Source organism: Elioraea sp., assembly GCF_051860475.1.
GTDB lineage: Bacteria > Pseudomonadota > Alphaproteobacteria > Acetobacterales > Acetobacteraceae > Elioraea.
The window spans coordinates 1-16,449 of record NZ_JBHYDW010000103.1; the positions used below are offsets into that span (position 1 = coordinate 1).

The following is a 16,449-nucleotide window of genomic DNA, read 5'->3' on the forward strand; positions in this document are numbered from 1 at the left end:
GACCCGACCACGAAGCGCAACCGGATCATCCTGACGGGCGACGTGCCGAGTCCGATCCGCCCACCCTCGGGCTGCCGCTTCCATACCCGCTGCCCGCACGCCTTCGACCGCTGCAAGGTCGAGGAGCCGGCGCTGAAGGTGGTGGCACCCGGCCAGTTGGCGGCCTGCCACCTGCATGATCCGGCGGCGCAGCCGGTCGCGCGAGCGGCTTGACGAGGCGCCTCGGGGGTGGCGACACTCCCGGCCGGAACGGACCGGGCCCGTGCATCCGCGCGGGCTCTTTCGCGACAGAGGGGAGACGTCGGATGCCCAAGGTCTCACTGACCGTGAACGGCAAGCCTGCCAGCGCGGAGGTCGAGAACCGCACCCTGCTGGTGGAGCTGTTGCGCGAGAACCTGCGGCTGACCGGCACGCATGTCGGCTGCGACACCAGCCAGTGCGGCGCCTGCGTGGTGCACATCGACGGCGCCTCGGTGAAGGCATGCACGATCCTGGCCGTGCAGTGCGAGGGCGCCGATGTCGTCACCATCGAGGGCCTCGCGGCCGCCGACGGCACCCTGCACCCGATGCAGGAGGCGTTCCGCGAGTATCATGCGCTGCAGTGCGGGTTCTGCACCCCGGGCATGGTGATGAGCGCGATCGACCTGGTGCAGCGCAACCCGCAGGGCCTCTCCGACAAGGAGATCCGAGAGGGGCTCGAGGGCAATCTCTGCCGCTGCACCGGCTACCACAACATCGTCCGCGCGATCGCCGCGGCGCAGCAGGTGATGCACGGCAAGGTGAAGGAACTGCCGCGCGCGGCCGAGTAGGCCATCTGGCTTGCGTGCCCAGCGGGGCGCGCCAAGAACCGACGGAAGGCGGCGCTGAGAGCAGCGACGCAACAGGGACGACAGGAGCGTTCAGATGGGGTTCGAGGGCATCGGCGCGGCGGTCAGGCGGCGCGAGGACCTGCGGTTCATCTCGGGTCGGGGCAACTACACCGACGACATCAACCGTCCAGGCCAGCTTCACGCGGTGATCCTGCGCAGCCCGCACGCGCATGCGCGGATCAAGGGGCTCGACACGGCCGCGGCGAAGGCTGCGCCCGGCGTGGTGGCGGTGTTCACCGGCGAGGACATGGCAGCCGACAGTCTCGGCGGCCTGCCCTGCGGCTGGGGTGTCAAGAACAAGGACGGCAGCCCGATGGCCGAGCCGCCGCACCCGGTGCTGGCCGTCGGCAAGGTGCGGCATGTCGGCGACCCGGTGGCGGTGGTGATCGCCGAGACCAAGGGGGCTGCGCGCGACGCGGCCGAGCTCGTTTCGCTCGACTACGAGGTGCTGCCCGCGGTGCCGACGCTCGAGGTGGCGCAGAAGCCCGGCGCGGCGCTCGTGCATGACGGGGTCGCCGGCAACGTCTGCTACGACTGGCATCTCGGCGACAAGGACGCGACCGACGCCGCCTTCGCCAAGGCGCACAAGGTCGCCAAGCTCGAGCTCGTCAACAACCGGCTGATCCCGAACGCGATGGAGCCGCGCGCCGCGGTCGGCGAGTTCGATCCGATGTCGGGCGACTACACGCTCTACACCACCAGCCAGAACCCGCACGTGATCCGCCTGCTGATGGGCGCCTTCGTGCTGCACATCCCGGAGCACAGGCTGCGCGTCGTGGCCCCGGATGTCGGCGGCGGGTTCGGCTCGAAGATCTACCATTACGCCGAGGAGGCGATCGTCACCTGGGCCGCGGGCAAGGTGAAGCGCCCGGTGAAGTGGACGGCCGAGCGCACCGAGAGCTTCATGTCGGATGCGCACGGGCGCGACCACATCACGGTCGCCGAGATGGCGATGGACAAGGACGGGACGTTTCTTGGCCTGCGCGTGCACACCCAGGCGAACATGGGCGCCTATCTCTCGACCTTCGCGCCCTGCGTGCCGACCTACCTGTACGCCACGCTGCTCGCCGGCGTGTACACGACCCCGGCGATCTACGCCGAGGTGAAGGCCGTATTCACCAACTCCGTGCCGGTCGATGCGTATCGCGGCGCGGGCCGACCGGAGGCGAGCTTCCTGCTCGAGCGCCTGGTGGATATCTGCGCGCTCGAGATGGGGATGGACCGGGTGGAGATCCGCCGGCGCAACTTCATCCCCTCGAGCGCCTTCCCCTACCAGACGCCGGTTGCGTTGCAGTACGACAGCGGCGACTACACCGCGACGCTGGACGCCTGCCTCAAGGCGGCCGACTGGGCCGGGTTCGAGGCACGCCGCGCGGAGGCGAAGAAGCGCGGCAAGCTGCGCGGGATCGGCATCTCCACCTATATCGAGGCATGCGGCATCGCGCCGTCGGCCGTCGTCGGATCGCTCGGCGCGCGCGCGGGCCTCTACGAGGTCGCGAACATCCGCGTGAACCCGACCGGCAGCATCACCGTGTTCACCGGCACGCACAGTCACGGCCAGGGTCACGAGACCACCTTCGCGCAGCTGATCTCGGATCAGTTCGGCGTGCCGATGAGCCAGATCGAGATCGTGCACGGCGACACGGCGAGGATCCCGTTCGGCATGGGCACCTACGGCTCTCGCTCGATCGCGGTCGGCGGGTCGGCGATGGTGAAGGCGGCGGAGAAGATCATCGCCAAGGGCAAGCGCATCGCCGCCCATCTGCTCGAGGCCTCGGCCGACGACATCGAGTTCAAGGACGGCAAGTTCCAGGTCGCCGGCACCGACCGGTCGAAGGCGCTGGCCGAAGTCAGCCTCGCCGCCTACGTGCCGCACAACTACCCGATCGACGAGCTCGAACCCGGGCTGGAGGAGACGGCGTTCTACGACCCGAAGAACTTCACCTATCCTGGCGGCTGCCACATCTGCGAGCTGGAGATCGACCCCGAGACGGGCGTGGTGCAGGTGGCGAACTTCACCGCGGTCGACGATGTCGGGCGGGTGATCAACCCGATGATCGTCGAGGGGCAGATCCAGGGCGGTGTCGCGCAGGGCATCGGCCAGGCGCTGCTCGAGACCTGCGTCTATGACGAGAACGGCCAGCTCCTGTCGGGCAGCATGATGGACTACACCATGCCGCGCGCCGATGACCTGCCGAACATCTCGGTCGGCACCGCGATCACGCTCTGCACCCACAATCCGCTCGGCGTGAAGGGCTGCGGCGAAGTGGGCGCGATCGGCTCGCCGCCGGCGGTGATCGGCGCGGTGGTGGATGCGCTGAAGGACCACGGCGTGCGCCACCTCGACATGCCGGCGACACCGCACAAGCTCTGGCAGATCATCAACGCCAATCGGCCCCGCATGGCGGCCGAGTGAGGGGAGAGGACCGATGTACGATTTCGCCTATCACCGCCCATCCTCGGTTGCCGACGCGGTCAAGCTGCTGGCGGCCGACCCCGACGCGAAGGTGATGTCGGGCGGGATGACGCTGATCCCGACCCTGAAGCAGCGGCTCGCGAAGCCCTCCGCGGTGATCGACCTCTCCGGGATCAGGGACCTCGTCGGCATCTCGGTCTCGAGCAGCGCCGTGACGATCAAGGCGATGACGACGCACGCCGCGGTTGCCTCTTCCGCCGAGGTGAGAAAGGCCATCCCCGCGCTTGCGGCGATGGCCGAGCACATCGGCGACGCGCAGGTGCGCAACCGCGGCACGATCGGCGGCTCGATCGCCAACCACGATCCGGCCGCCGACTATCCGGGTGCCGTGCTGGCGCTGGGCGCGACCGTGCACACGAACACGCGCCGGATCGGCGCGGACGAGTTCTTCACCGGGATGTTCTCGACCGCGCTCGGGCTCGACGAGCTGATCACCGCGGTCGAGTTCCCGATCCCCGAGAGGGCCGCCTACGTGAAGTTCCCGAACCCGGCCTCGCGCTACGCGGTGGTCGGCGTGTTCGTCGCCAAGGGACCGGCCGGCGTGCGCGTCGCGATCACCGGGGCGGGCGCCAACGGCGTGTTCCGCCACAAGGCGATGGAGGAGGCGTTGGCGCAGAACTGGTCGCCCGATGCGCTGCACGACATCGGCACGGCCGAGGACGGGCTGAACGGCGACATCCACGCGAGCAAGGAGTACCGCGCGCACCTGGTCGGTGTGATGGCCAAGCGCGCGGTCGCGAAGGCGGGGTAGCGGGCGCGGGATCGGGGGTGCAGGGGAAGGGCCTTCCGGCCCTTCGCCACCGCGTCACACATCCGGCGTCGCCACCGGCTCGGCGCGCACCAGCACCTTGTCGATCCGCCGCGCGTCCATGTCCACGACCTCGAACCGGAACCCGCCCCACACCACCTGATCCCCTTCCGCCGGGATGCGCCGCGCCAGCGCCAGGATCAGCCCGGCGAGGGTGTGATAGCCGCCCTCCTCCGGCAGCTGATGCAGCCCGAGCGTCGCCTTCACCTCGTCCACCGGCATCATGCCGTCCATCAGCAGGCTGCCGTCCTCGCGCGTCACCACCTCGCCCGCCGGCGGCTGGCCGACCTCGTCGGCGACTTCGCCGACGATCGCCTCCAGCATGTCGGCGGCCGTCACGATTCCCTCGAAGCTGCCGTACTCGTCCACCACCAGCGCGAGTCCGATCGGCTCGCGCCGCAGGATCGCGATCGCGTCCAGCACGCTGGTGTGGTCCGGCAGCACAGGCGCCGGACGGATCACCGCGTCGAGCCCCAGCGGCTCTCCCGCAAGCGCCGCGTCGAGCAGTTCCTTGGCGCGCACCACGCCGACCACGTCGTCGAGCCCGCCCCGGCACACCAGCAGCCGTTCATGCGCGATCGCCCGGATGCGCGCCGCGATCGCCGGTGGCGGATCGTTCCCGTCGATCCAGCCGACCTCCATGCGCGGCGTCATGATCGCGCGGATCGGCCGGTCCGGCAGCCGCAGCACGCGCTCGATCATCTGCCGCTCCTCGGCCTCGATCACGCCGGCCTCGGCGCCCTCGGCGACCAGGGCCTTCACCTCCTCCTCGGTGACGGTCGTCGCCGGCGCTGTGTGCGCGCCGAACAGGCGGAGCACGAGGCCCGAAAGGCTGCGCAGCAGCCACACCGCCGGCGCGGCGGCCCAGGCGAGCCAGACCAGGAACGGCGCGACCGTCGCGGCGAGCGGCTCCGGCCGGCGCAGCGCCAGCGTCTTCGGCACGATCTCGCCCAGCACGATGGACGCGAGGGTGATCGCGGCGACCACGATCGCGAAGGCGATCGCGTGCGCCTCGGCGCCGATATGGGGCAGCGACTCCAGCCAGGTACCGAGGGTGCGCGCGAGGCCGACGCCGCCGAAGGCGCCCGCGAGCACGCCGACCAGGGTGATCCCTACCTGCACGGTCGGCAGGAAGCGCTGCGGGTCCTGCGCCAGCGCCAGCGCCGCAGCCGCACCGCGGACCCCGCGGCGCGCCATCGCGTCGAGCCTTCTCTTTCGCGACGACACAACGGCGAGCTCGCTGAGCGCGAGCAGCCCGTTCACCAGAACCAGCAGGAGGATGATCGCGATCTCGGCGACTGTGCCCATGGCCCTCGGCGGCGCTGGGCTGCGACCCGCGCCTCTCCTGGGTCGCAGTCTAGGTCATGCGCCGGTGCGCGCACATCCGTCGCGCCGGGGGGGATCGGGTTGCCGGCCCATCTGCCCCATGGTAGCGCACTGCCATGCGTGGACCGCTCGCGCACCGGCCCGGCAGCGCGCTCGACGGCCTCCGCGCAGCAACCGGTCGGGACAGGGCAGGTGAGGCTGACGATCGACGTGTCGCCGGGCGAGGCGATCGACCGCATGACGATCCTCGCGATCAAGCAGGATCGCATCTCGGATCCGCAGAAGCTCGCCCATGTCCGGCGCGAGGCGGAGGCGCTGGGCGTGGTCCTGGCGCCGCTGCTGCGCGCCAACCCCGCGCTCCAGGCGTCGGTGACGGCGTTGCGCGAGGTCAACGAGATCCTGTGGGACATCGAGGACGCGCTGCGCGACGACGAGCGCCGCGGCGATTTCGGGCCGGAGTTCGTTGCGCGCGCCCGCGCCGTCTACCGCACCAATGATCGGCGGGCCGCCCTGAAGGCGGAGGTCAACGCGTTGCTCGGCAGCGACATCGCCGAGCAGAAATCATATCGGGGCTGAACGGACCGCGCCGATGGCGGTGCTCCTGATCGGGCCGACGCGGCTCGGCGACGCGATCCTGGCGAGCGGCGTGCTCGACTGGCTGCTGCGGACCCACGCCGGCGAGCCGGTCTCGGTCGCGTGCGGTGCGCCCGCCTCGATGGCGTTCGCGCATGTCGAGGGCCTCACCGCGCTGCACGTCCTGGACAAGCGCCGCCATGGCGCGCATTGGCTCGCGCTCTGGCGAGCGGTGCGCCGGCAGCGCTGGCGTCGGGTCGTGGACCTGCGCCGGTCGCTGCTGCCGTGGCTGCTGCGGGCGGAGAGCCGCCACGTGGTGCCGCGCGCGCGGCCGGGCGAGCACCGCGTCGCGCTGGCCGCCCGCGCGCTCGGCCTGCCGCCACTCGCGCCGCGCATCTGGACGGCCGAGCGGCATCGCGCGGAGGCGGCACGGCTGCTGCCCGGGACCGCGCCCACGCTCGCGCTCGGTCCGGGTGCGAACTGGATCTGCAAGACCTGGCCGATCGAGCGGTTCGCCGCGCTGGCGGAGGCGCTGGTCGGCCCTGACAGCGCGCTCGCGGGCGGCCGCATCCTGCTGGTGGGCAGCGCCAGCGAGCGCGGTCTCGCCGAGCCGGTCCGGCAGACGATCGGCGCGGATCGGGTGGTGGACGCGTTCGGGCTGGACGTGCCGACCACGGGGGCCGCGCTCAGTGCGGCCACGCTGTTCGTCGGCAACGACTCCGCAATGATGCACCTCGCCGCCGCGGCCGGCACCCGCACGGTCGGACTGTTCGGGCCGACCCACGACACGCAGTACGGTCCGTGGGGCGCGCATGGCCTGACCGTCCGTACGCCGGCATCCGTCGAGGCGCTGCTCGCCACGCGCGGTCCCAGCCGACCGGACCGGACGCTGATGGACGGGATCACGACCGCTTCCGTCATCGAAGCGATCGCCGGACGGTGGCCCGAGCTGGCCGGCGGTCCGGCCGCCGCTCCGGTCCCGCTCGGCGAGCCGGGCGCGGTGCGCTGACGCGTCCGCCCCGCCCGCCGCCCGGGATCAGTCCCGCCGGTCGCGCCAGCGCCGCTCCAGCACCGCGAGCGGGGCGAGGGCGCGCGCGAAGCCGTAGGCCGGGATCGGCCTGAGCGGCTCGCGCAGCAGCGGCAGACGCTGCCATGGCGTGCCGAGCGCCTGACGCGCGAGCTCGCGCCCGATCGCGACCCCGAGCGCGACCCCGCGGCCGTTGCAGCCGATCCAGGTGGTCACGCCTTGCGCCAGCTCGTGCACATGCGGCGCGCGATCGGCGGTCATCGCGAGATATCCCCACCAGACATGGTCGAACCGCGGCACGCCGAGCTGCGGATAGACGGCCGCGACGCGACGGCCGATCCGCGCGGCGATGCGCGCGCGCCAGTTCCGGCCGGACACCAGCGCGCCGCCGGTGACCAGCCGCCCGTGCGCGTCGAACCGGAAGAAGTGGAGGTCGCCGCGCGTGTCGGAGAGCGCCTGGCCCTCGGGCAGGATGGTGCGGCGCACGTTGTCCGACAGCGGAACGGTCGCCATCTGGTAGCTCGCGACCGGAACCATCTCGCGCCGGAGCCCGGGCCAGAGGTCGTCGGAATGGGCGTTGGTCGCGAGGATGACGCGATCGGCGACCACCCGTCCGCGCGGCGTGCGCACGACCCAGGCAGCACCCTCACGCATGAGCGAAACGGCCGGTGCGTGCGTGAACACCAGGGCCCCGGCGCGCATCGCCGCGGCGGCAAGGCCGCGGGCGAAAGCGAGCGGATTGATCCGCCCGCCGCTGCGGTTGATCCAGCCGCCGTGCCAGTGCTCGCTGCCGGCGAGGGCTGCCATCGCCGCGCGGTCGAGCAGGTCGACCGGCGCGCCGCGGCCGCCCCATTGCCGCACGCGCGATTCCACGAGCGCCATCCGGCTCGGCCGGTGCGCCGGCTGGAGCCAGCCGTTCTGCACCGCCTCCGCCTCGATCCCGTGGGCGCGGATGAGGTCGAACACCAGCGCGGCGCTGTCGCGGATCAGGCCGACGAACGCCTCGCCCTTGTCGCCGAAGCGGCGCGCGATCTCGTCGGGGTCCATGCGCGAGAGCGTCGGGATCACTTGGCCGTTGTTGCGCCCCGACGCGCCCCAGCCGATCGCACCCGCCTCCAGCACCACCACTGACGCTCCGCCCTCGGCGGCATGCAAGGCGGCCGAGAGGCCGGTGAAGCCCGCGCCGACGACGCAGAGATCAGCACGCGTCTCGCCTTCAAGGGCCGTGGTTTCGGGCGGCGGTGGGGCGGTTGCCGCCCAGAGCGAGGGCGGCAGTTCCGTCAGGGCGACATCGTCGGGCATCCGCGCAGCAAGCCGCAACACGCCGCACGCGGCAAGATCAGGCGGCGTAGACCCAGTTCACGCCCGCGCCGAAGCTGTCGTAGCGGACACCGTAGACGTGGATGGACACGGCCGTCGCCGCCGAGGCGTTGTGCAGCTGATGGATCAGGGTGATGTCGGCCGGGCCGCAGCTCGTGGCACCCATGGGTCGCGGAACGGTGCGCGTGCGCACCGGCTTGCCGGTGCTGCCGAGCGCGAAGGTGCGCTCCTCCAGCCAGCCGCGATGCACGCCGAAGGCGCACCAGGTGCGGTGGCCGTGCACCGGGCTCGCCTGGCCGGGCTCCCAGACGATCGCCACCATCGCCCAGCCCGCTTGCCGATCCTCGTGCAACAGGTGGCGGACATAGCGGTCGGGACAGCCCGGACAGTCGAACCCGGCGAGGAGTTCGGGGCGGCCGAGAAACGGCGCGATCGCGTCCGCGATCCGTCCCTCCCGGCCGGCATCAGGGCCGCGCTCGGCCGCTGTCACGGCGTCGATCATCGCCTGCAGGGTCGCGTTGCGCGCCACCGTACTGATCTGGTTCATGCTGTCCCCCTTCCCCTAGGTCGCGATCCGCGTTGCCGCATCGGGTGCCAGCAGCGCGTCCATCACCATGGTCCGGCTGGTGCCGATCTCGCAGACGGCGAGCCGCGCCGCCTCGTCGCCGTCGCCGGCGACCAGGGCCGCGATCAGCGCCCCGTGCTCGGCCCGCATCTCGCCCGTGCGGTCGCGCCGGGCGAGGCCCAGCACCAGCATGCGCGTCGCCTCGTCGAGCAGCCGGCCGAGGATGCGGGCGAGCCGGCGGTTGCTGGAAAGCTCGGCGACCGCGACGTGAAACGCCCGGTTGGCCTCCAGGAAGGCGAGCGCGCTCTCCGGATCGGCCGGGTCATAGCCGCAGCGCACGACGGCATCGAGCCGCTCCAGCGCCCCGGCATCGACGCGGCCGGCCGCGAGCCGCGCAGCCTCAGGCTCGAGCAGCGCCCGGAGCGCGAACACCTCGTGGATGTCGCGCACCGTGATGGGGCTCACCATCCAGCCGCGCCGCGGCACCGGCTGCACCAGCCCCTCGTCGGCGAGGCGGGCGAGCGCGGCGCGCACCGGCGCCTTGCCGAGCCCCGTGAGCGTGGCGGCTGCGGTCTCGCTCACGGTCTCGCCAGGCTTCAGGCGGGTGGCGAGGATGGCGCGGCGGAGCGCCGCGGTCGCCTGGTCGGTGAGGGTGGGTGGCGGCGGGTCGAGCGCGACGATCACTGGCAGGTCCCTGCCATGGCTTCTGACATGTCAGTAGAATGCCGGACCGGCGGGCCAAGGTCAACAGGCCAAGGTCAACGGGCCAAGGTCAACAGCCGCTGCACCGGCGCCAGGTCAGGCGCGCGGACCGGGCGTGATCGTGAGGTGGCAGCAGCCCGTCGCACCGGGCGTCCAGGTCCGGTTCTCGATGCCGAAGCCGGCCGCCTCGAAGGTGCCGAGATCGACCGCGCCAGCGATCCGGCACAGCACCGCGCGCTTCGGCTCGGGCACCCCGGCGTCCTGCCACGCCTGCTGCAACGGGCAGGACTGGAACTTCACCTCCAGCGCGCCGGCGTCGCGGCGACGCAGTTCCGGGCGGAACAGCGTCTCGCCACCCGGCAGGCCGCCGAGAAACGCATCCTTCAGCCCGGCGAGGTCGGCCGGGGCGAAGCGTCGGAACGCCTCGCCCGCGGCCCGGCCGTGCAGGCGGATCGCCCGCGTCAACACCGCCTCGGCGCGCGCGGCGCCGATCGCGTCGGCCAAGGCGTCGTAGGCAGCCAGATAGACCAGCGCGCGGTTGGCGATCTGCGCCCGGAGCTGCCCGAGCAGCCGGTCCGCGTCCACCCGCGCGCCGCCGGTCAGTCCACCCGCGCGCCGGAGCGCTTCACCACCTCGGCCCAGATGCCGAGATCACGCTCCAGCATCTGCTTCGCCTCGGCCGGACCCTGGCCCATCGAGGTCATGCCCAGCCCCTCGACCCAGGCGACGAACTCGGGGTCCATGATGATCCTGCGCACCTCCTGCTCGAGCCGCGCGACGATCGGTGCCGGCGTGGCCGCGGGGGCCGCGAACAGGTACCAGGTGGTGGTGGAGAACCCCGGCAGGTCGCACGCCTCGGCCATGGTCGGCACGTCGGGGAACGCCTTCAGCCGTTCCCGGCTGGTGACGCCGAGCAGCTTCACCTGGCCTTGCCGGTACGGCCCGACCAGGGCGACGGTCTGGTGCAGGAAGATGTCCACCTCACCGCCGAGCAGCGCGGTCATCGCGAACGGTCCGCCGCGATAGGGCACGTGCACCATCTCCAGCCCGGCGGCGGCGGCGAACTGCACGCCGGCGAGATGGGTCGAGGCGCCGTTGCCGGTCGAGGCGTAGTTCAGCGCGCCGGGCCTGGCCTTGGCGGCCGCGATCACGGCCTTGCAGTCGGAGAGCTGGGGCCGCTGCCCGGGCACCACGGTCAGCGCGTTCGGCACGTCGGCGAGCGCGATGATCGGCACGAAGTCCTTCATCGTGTCGACCGGCATGCGCGCGTAGAGGGCGGGGTTGATCGCCAGCATCGCCGAGGTGCCCATCATGATCGTGTGGCCGTCGGGGGCCGCCTTGGCGACCAGGTCCATCGCGATGTTGCCGCCGGCGCCGACGCGGTTGTCCACGACCACCGGCACGCCGAGCGCGCGCGAGAGCGGCTCGGCCACCTTGCGGCTGTAGATGTCGGTGCCGGCGCCGTTCGGGAAGCCGCCGATGATGGTGATCGGCCGTCCCTGGACGGGGAAGCTCTGCGCGAGCGCAGGTGCGGCGGTGACGGCGGCGAGTGCCAGGCCGAGAACGAGACGGCGCGTCGGTGTCATCGGGACCTCCCACGATCGGATGAAGCGCGTATTCTCCGCTTCCCGCGCCGCGATGCAACCGAAGGTTCGCCGATGACCGTGCCGATGACGCTCCGTGCCGAGACTTCCATCGCCCGCGGCGGCAAGGCCGTCTATGGCGTGCCGCTCGGCATCCTGATGCTGGAGGCGCGCTTCCCGCGCATCCCGGGCGACATGGGCAACGGCACCACCTGGCCCTTCCCGGTGATGTTCCGCGTCGTGAAGGGAGCGAGCCCCGAGCGCGTGGTGCTGGAGGGTGCGCGCGGCCTGTTCGAGGATTTCCTGCGTGCGGCCGAGGACCTCGTTTCGCTCGGCTGCGAGGGGATCACCACCAATTGCGGCTTCCTGAGCCTGTTCCAGGCCGAGCTTTCGGCGCGGCTCAGTGTGCCCGTCGCGACCTCCAGCCTGATGCAGGTGCCGATGGTCCAGGCGCTGCTGCCGCCGGGCAAGCGGGTGGGGGTGGTGACAGTGAGCGCACAGTCGCTCACGCCCGCGCACCTGCTGGCCGCCAACTGCCCGGCGGATTTGCCCTTCGTCGGCACCGAGACGGGGCGCGAGTTCTTCCGCGTGCTGATCAAGGGCGAGAAGGACGACATGGACGTCGCACTCGCGCGCGAGGACATCCTGGAGGCCGGGCGCGCGCTGGTCGCGCGCCACCCCGAGGTCGGCGCGATCGTGCTCGAATGCACCAACATGCCGCCCTATGCGGCGGCGCTGAGCGAGGCGGTCGGGCTGCCGGTGTACGACATCGTGAGCTTCATCACCTGGTTCCACGCCGGGCTCAGGCCGCGCGCCTTCGGCTGACCGTCACCAGACCAGGCGGACGGCCCCGCGCGCCACACCCCGGCGGCCCCGTTCTGTCGGCGGAAGGATATCGCAGGAGGGCCACAGGCCGGTCTCGAGCGCGGCCGCATAGCCCTCGGGCAGACCGGCCGCGCGCATCGCCGCCGCGGCGGCCTGGTGGTCGTAGTGGAGCGGCAGCAGCTCGACCGTGAGCCCGTCGGCCCTGGGCGTCAGCACCGCGAACCAGCCACGCGCGGTGCCGTCGTCGGCCGGCATGCCGACCGCCCCGGCGTTCAGCCACAGCCGCGCGCCGATCGTCCGCGCGAACGGCATGCCGCAATGCCCGGCGAGCACGCCGTCGCAGCCCGTGGCGTCCAGCTCCTCGGCAAGGGTGGCCTCCTCCGCGGACGGGAACAGGAACCGGTTGATCAGGCGTGCCCCGCCGTGCAGCACCGCGAGCCGCCGCCCACCCGGCAGCGCGACGACGATGCGCCTGGGCAGGCCGGCCATCCAGCGCCGCTGCGCCGCCGTGACGGTCCGGCGCGCATGGGCGTACCAGGCGCGCGCGAGCAGGTCGCAGGCGGTGCCGTCGGCGAAGCCGCAGCCGCAGTCGTCGCTGTCGGCCGCGATCTGCCGTTCGCAATTGCCTGCCACGACCGCGATCCCGCTCCGCTGCACAAGCGCGACCGTCGCGGCCGCGTCCGCGCCATAGGCGACCACGTCGCCCGTGCAGATCGTCCGCGACGGCGGGATGCCGCGCCGCGCACCCTCGTCCAGCACCGCGCGCGTGGCCTGCAGGTTCGAGCAGCAGCCGCCGAAGGCCAGCAGGGGCCCGTCGGGGTGGAGGACCGTGCTCACGCGATCGCCCGGCGCAGGGCTGCGCTGATCCGGTCGGCCGTCAGCGTCAGCGCGACGATCACGGCCAGCAGCGCGACAACGCGGTTGAAGTCGAGCAGATCGATCGCGTTCTTCAGTTCCTGTCCGAGCCCTCCGGCACCGACCAGCCCCAGCACGGTCGAGGCACGGATGTTGAACTCCCAGACATAGAGCAGCGAACTCGCGGTCTGCGGCAGCGTCGCCGGGACCAGCGCCCAGAACGCGATGTCGAGCCGCGTGCCGCCGACCGCCTGGATCGCCTCGACGGGGCGCGGGTCGGCGGATTCCATAGCCTCCGACCAGAGCTTGGCGACCGAACCCGCGGAATGGAGCGCGATCCCGAGCATCCCCGCGAACGGCCCGAGCCCGACCGCGGCCACGAACAGCAGCGCGAAGACGAACCCGTCGATGCCGCGCAGGCTGTCGAGCAGCCCCCGCGCGGCGTGGTAGAGGGAACGCGCCGGCACGATCTGGCGCGTGCCGCAGAGCGCGAGCGGAACTGCGAACAGCGCGGCGAGCGTCGTGCCGAGGGTCGCGATGCCGACGGTCTCGGCCGCGCGCCAGGCGATGTCGCCGGGGCCAGAGAAGTCGGGCGGCCAGGATCCGGCGAGCCAGCCCGCCAGCCGGGGCAACCCCGCTGCCAGTCGAACGGGATCCGGCGCGACGACCACGATCGATGCGCCCAGCAGCAGGGCGAAGCCGCCCCAGCCGAGGCGCGCGACGGTCACGAGGCGTGCAGCCGGTTCAGCGCGCGCCCGGCCGCCTCGATCTGCGCGTAGGTGTCGTCGGTCGCCGCGACCCAGCCGGTGTAGTTCGGCGGCATCACGCGTCGGGCCATGTCCTCGTCGATCGCCAGCGCCGCCGCGCGCAGGGCGTCCTTGCTCGCTGCGTCGAGATCGCGCCGGACCGCGAGCGCGTCGTTCGGCAGCGGCGCGCTGCGCCAGACCACGCGCACCTGGTCCTCGCGGATGCGCCCAGCCGCGATCATCGCGGCGAGGTTGCGGTCGAAGTCGGTCGCGAGATCGACCTGGCCCGAGGCGACCGAGATCACGTTCGCCGCGTGGCTCGCGCCGTCGCGGTAGCGGAAGAAGCTGCGCGGCTCGATGCCGCGCTGCGCGAACCAGTGATGCGGGATCAGCCAGCCGCTGGTCGAGCCCGCGTCGGCGAAGGAGATCGACATGCCGCGCGCGTCCTCGGGGAAGCGCACGATCCGGAGGTCGGGCCGGGCGATAATGATCGCGTGATAGGTCGGCCGACCCTGGTACTTGACGGTCGCCAGCGCCTCGGCCCCGGCGCGATGCTTCGCCAGCACATAGCCCCAGGGCCCCATCCAGGCGCAATCCGCCTGGCCGCTGCCGAGCGCGACGGCGATGCCAGCCCAGTCGGTGGTGACGGTCAGCTCGTGGCGCCGGCCGAGCGCCCCGGCGAGATGGGCGAAGAACGGCTCGAAGGCGCGGCGGGTGTCGCCGGCGGTGGGCTGGAACGGGCCGACCGCGAAGCGGATCGACGGGCCGGATTGGGCCGAGGCGGGCCGGCCCAAAGCGGCCGCGGCGAGCACGGCCGGGGCGGCGAGCACGGCGCGCCGCGTCGAGGAAAGCGTCACGAAGGTCTCCTGCGATGTCAGCGGGAACAGGCCGCGCCGCCCAGCACGCAGAACCGCGCGCAGTGCGGGTGGTTGAGCGGCACGGGCCGGGCGGCCTCGGCGAGGGTCGCGCCGAGCTCGAACTTCGGGTCGTAGGGCAGCAGGGTGCAGGCGACGACCGCGGGCCGATCGGCACCCTTGCGCTTCACCACCATGCGCGACGAGGCGCACATCACGCTGTCCGGGCGCTTGCCCAGAATGCCCCAACACGACTCGGTGATCTCGGGTACGTCCGCGCCCTGGTCCATCTCGGGGAACAGCATCAGCGCCACCGGGTCGGCGGGGTCGATCGGGATCGCGTGGCGGGAAAACAGCTCGGCGAAGCCGGCGCGCATGGTCGATTCGTCCTCGCCGCCGAACGCGGCCCGACCGGCGACGTGCACCGTGAACCCCTCGCGGGCGAGCCAGCCGAGCCCATCGAGCGCCTTGGCGAAGCTCCCTTCGCCGCGTTCGACATCGTGATGCGCTGGCTCGTAGTGGTCGAGGCTGACGCGCAGCACCAGCCGATCCGTCCCGAACCGGTCGCGCAGCGCCAGCAGCGCGCGGGATCGCTGCCGCAGCGGCGCCATGGCGTTGGTCAGCACGATCGCCCGGTAGCGCGCGGGACGCGCCAGGACATCGGCGAGCATGGCCGGCAGGTCGCGGTTCATGAACGGCTCACCGCCGGTGAAGCCGATCTCCTCGAGCGGCTGGCCCGCGTCCTCGGCCTCGTCGAGGTAGCCGGCGACCTCGGCGGCCGTCAGATAGACCAGCGCATCATTGGTCGGGCTGCTCTCGATGTAGCACGTGCGGCAGGCGATGTTGCAGAGCGTGCCGGTGTTGAACCAGAGCGTGCAGAGCCCGGTCAGCCCGACGGCGGCCCGGCGCTCGCCCTTCGCGGTGATGGACGGGTCGCGGAACTTGGCCGGGTCGAGGCGGGGGGTGGCATGGGGCAGACGGCTGGACACGATCCTGCATTCCCGTTTGGCCTGCGGCGGACCGCCGCTTGGCGCGGTTTCGCCGCGACCGCGGCGAAGGTTACGGCGTGCCGGAGCGGAGTTCGACCGCGCGGGGTCAGCCGGCGAGCCGGTCCCAGCAATCCGCGCGCCCGGTCGGCAGGGCGTGCTTGCGGATCCGCTCGCTCGGCGTGCGCGGGAAGTCGTCGACCAGCGCGATGTAGCGCGGGTTCTGGTAGGAGGCGAGGCGCGCCGCCAGCCAGGCCGAGAGCGCCACGGGCTCAAGCGACGCCCCGGCGCGCAGCTTGACGAACAGCTTGATGTCCTGTTCGCCGATCTCGGCCGGCACGCCGATCATCGCGCAGCTCTCCACCGTCGGGTGCGCGGCCGCGACCTGCTCCACCTCCCAGGCCGAGACGGTCTCGCCGCGGCAGCGCACGGCATCGGCGCGGCGGCCCCGATAGACCAGCGCGCCGGTGCCATCCCAGGCGCCGAGATCGCCGGTGTGCAGCGCACCATCGCGCAGCACCGCCGCGCTCGCCTCCTGGTCGCGGAAATAGCCGGGGAAGATCGCGCCCGGCACGGCGCTGCGCACGACGATCTCGCCCGCCGGCACCTCCCGCCCGTCGGCATCGCGCAGCGTGACCGAGAACCACGGCACCGGCCGGCCGATCGCGCCGGGCGTGCCGGCCGCGTTCCAGGTGGTGATGCTCGAGGCCTCGGTCATGCCGTAGCACTCGCGCACGGTCAGGCCGAACCGCCGCTCGATCTCGCGCCACTGCTCGGCCGGGCAGCCCGCGCCCCAGGCGATGCGGACGCGATGGGCACGCTCATGTGGCCCTGGCGGCTGCTTCAGCAGCATCTGCAGGATGCCGCCGAGATAGTGGATGTGGGTGGCGCCGGTCTCGGCCGCCTGGGCCCAGAACCGGCTGGCGCTGAACCG

Annotated in this window: 18 protein-coding genes; 7 read left to right on the top strand and 11 right to left on the bottom strand. The window is 72.4% G+C overall.

Annotated elements, in window-relative coordinates:
* The 4 genes from ACTIFU_RS16520 to ACTIFU_RS16535 all read left to right on the top strand — a co-directional run.
* Positions 1-213: oligopeptide/dipeptide ABC transporter ATP-binding protein (locus ACTIFU_RS16520; protein ID WP_439579420.1), on the top strand; the 213-nt coding region annotated here is incomplete at its 5' end.
* Between the two features lie 92 nt (positions 214-305).
* Positions 306-809, top strand: coding sequence for a (2Fe-2S)-binding protein (locus tag ACTIFU_RS16525; RefSeq protein ID WP_439579421.1), 504 nt, complete (start codon positions 306-308; stop codon positions 807-809).
* 94 nt (positions 810-903) lie between these two features.
* Positions 904-3,285, top strand: coding sequence for a xanthine dehydrogenase family protein molybdopterin-binding subunit (locus tag ACTIFU_RS16530; RefSeq protein WP_439579422.1), 2,382 nt, complete (start codon positions 904-906; stop codon positions 3,283-3,285).
* Positions 3,286-3,298: 13 nt separating this feature from the next.
* Positions 3,299-4,096 (top strand): FAD binding domain-containing protein, encoded by a 798-nt coding sequence (locus tag ACTIFU_RS16535; protein WP_439579423.1) that lies wholly within the window; start codon positions 3,299-3,301, stop codon positions 4,094-4,096.
* A 54-nt stretch (positions 4,097-4,150) separates the two neighbouring features.
* Here the strand turns inward: ACTIFU_RS16535 and ACTIFU_RS16540 are convergent, their stop codons facing one another.
* Positions 4,151-5,461 carry a hemolysin family protein gene (locus ACTIFU_RS16540; protein WP_439579424.1) on the bottom strand — a complete coding sequence of 437 codons (1,311 nt, stop codon included), beginning with the start codon at positions 5,459-5,461 and terminating at the stop codon, positions 4,151-4,153.
* 210 nt (positions 5,462-5,671) lie between these two features.
* Here ACTIFU_RS16540 and ACTIFU_RS16545 point away from each other — a divergent pair, with 210 nt between their 5' ends.
* Both ACTIFU_RS16545 and ACTIFU_RS16550 read left to right on the top strand, forming a co-directional pair.
* Positions 5,672-6,055: a hypothetical protein gene (locus ACTIFU_RS16545; protein WP_439579425.1), complete on the top strand. Its 384-nt coding sequence runs from the start codon at positions 5,672-5,674 to the stop codon at positions 6,053-6,055.
* Between the two features lie 13 nt (positions 6,056-6,068).
* Entirely contained in the window at positions 6,069-7,061 is a 993-nt protein-coding gene (locus ACTIFU_RS16550) for a glycosyltransferase family 9 protein (RefSeq protein WP_439579426.1), read from the top strand.
* A 27-nt stretch (positions 7,062-7,088) separates the two neighbouring features.
* On the opposite strand, the gene ACTIFU_RS16555 is transcribed toward ACTIFU_RS16550, so the two are convergent.
* From ACTIFU_RS16555 to ACTIFU_RS16575, 5 genes are all read right to left on the bottom strand, one after another.
* The gene (locus tag ACTIFU_RS16555) at positions 7,089-8,381 is read right to left on the bottom strand and encodes an NAD(P)/FAD-dependent oxidoreductase (RefSeq protein ID WP_439579427.1); all 1,293 of its coding nucleotides are present in this window, start codon (positions 8,379-8,381) and stop codon (positions 7,089-7,091) included.
* 37 nt (positions 8,382-8,418) lie between these two features.
* Positions 8,419-8,946 carry a cysteine dioxygenase gene (locus ACTIFU_RS16560; RefSeq protein WP_439579428.1) on the bottom strand — a complete coding sequence of 176 codons (528 nt, stop codon included), beginning with the start codon at positions 8,944-8,946 and terminating at the stop codon, positions 8,419-8,421.
* 15 nt (positions 8,947-8,961) lie between these two features.
* Positions 8,962-9,648, bottom strand: a complete 687-nt coding sequence (locus tag ACTIFU_RS16565) for a GntR family transcriptional regulator (protein ID WP_439579429.1) — start codon at positions 9,646-9,648, stop codon at positions 8,962-8,964.
* Positions 9,649-9,762: 114 nt separating this feature from the next.
* A complete protein-coding gene (locus ACTIFU_RS16570; RefSeq protein WP_439579430.1) occupies positions 9,763-10,251 on the bottom strand; it encodes an L-2-amino-thiazoline-4-carboxylic acid hydrolase in 489 nt (162 codons plus the stop codon).
* Positions 10,252-10,265: 14 nt separating this feature from the next.
* Entirely contained in the window at positions 10,266-11,252 is a 987-nt protein-coding gene (locus tag ACTIFU_RS16575; RefSeq protein WP_439579431.1) for a Bug family tripartite tricarboxylate transporter substrate binding protein, read from the bottom strand.
* Positions 11,253-11,324: 72 nt separating this feature from the next.
* Between ACTIFU_RS16575 and ACTIFU_RS16580 the strand changes: the two genes are divergently transcribed.
* Positions 11,325-12,074, top strand: coding sequence for an aspartate/glutamate racemase family protein (locus ACTIFU_RS16580; RefSeq protein WP_439579432.1), 750 nt, complete (start codon positions 11,325-11,327; stop codon positions 12,072-12,074).
* Between the two features lie 3 nt (positions 12,075-12,077).
* Here the strand turns inward: ACTIFU_RS16580 and ACTIFU_RS16585 are convergent, their stop codons facing one another.
* The 5 genes from ACTIFU_RS16585 to ACTIFU_RS16605 all read right to left on the bottom strand — a co-directional run.
* Positions 12,078-12,911: a metallophosphoesterase family protein gene (locus ACTIFU_RS16585; RefSeq protein WP_439579433.1), complete on the bottom strand. Its 834-nt coding sequence runs from the start codon at positions 12,909-12,911 to the stop codon at positions 12,078-12,080.
* A complete protein-coding gene (gene phnE / locus ACTIFU_RS16590) occupies positions 12,908-13,657 on the bottom strand; it encodes a phosphonate ABC transporter, permease protein PhnE (protein ID WP_439579434.1) in 750 nt (249 codons plus the stop codon). The genes ACTIFU_RS16585 and phnE overlap by 4 nt, the downstream gene beginning before the upstream one ends.
* Positions 13,654-14,532, bottom strand: a complete 879-nt coding sequence (locus ACTIFU_RS16595) for a phosphate/phosphite/phosphonate ABC transporter substrate-binding protein (RefSeq protein WP_439579435.1) — start codon at positions 14,530-14,532, stop codon at positions 13,654-13,656. Before ACTIFU_RS16595 ends, phnE begins: the two co-directional genes overlap by 4 nt.
* 17 nt (positions 14,533-14,549) lie before the next feature.
* The gene (locus tag ACTIFU_RS16600) at positions 14,550-15,518 is read right to left on the bottom strand and encodes a radical SAM protein (protein ID WP_439579436.1); all 969 of its coding nucleotides are present in this window, start codon (positions 15,516-15,518) and stop codon (positions 14,550-14,552) included.
* A 106-nt stretch (positions 15,519-15,624) separates the two neighbouring features.
* A partial coding sequence (locus ACTIFU_RS16605) for an AMP-binding protein (protein WP_439579437.1) occupies positions 15,625-16,449 on the bottom strand: 825 nt, incomplete at its 5' end.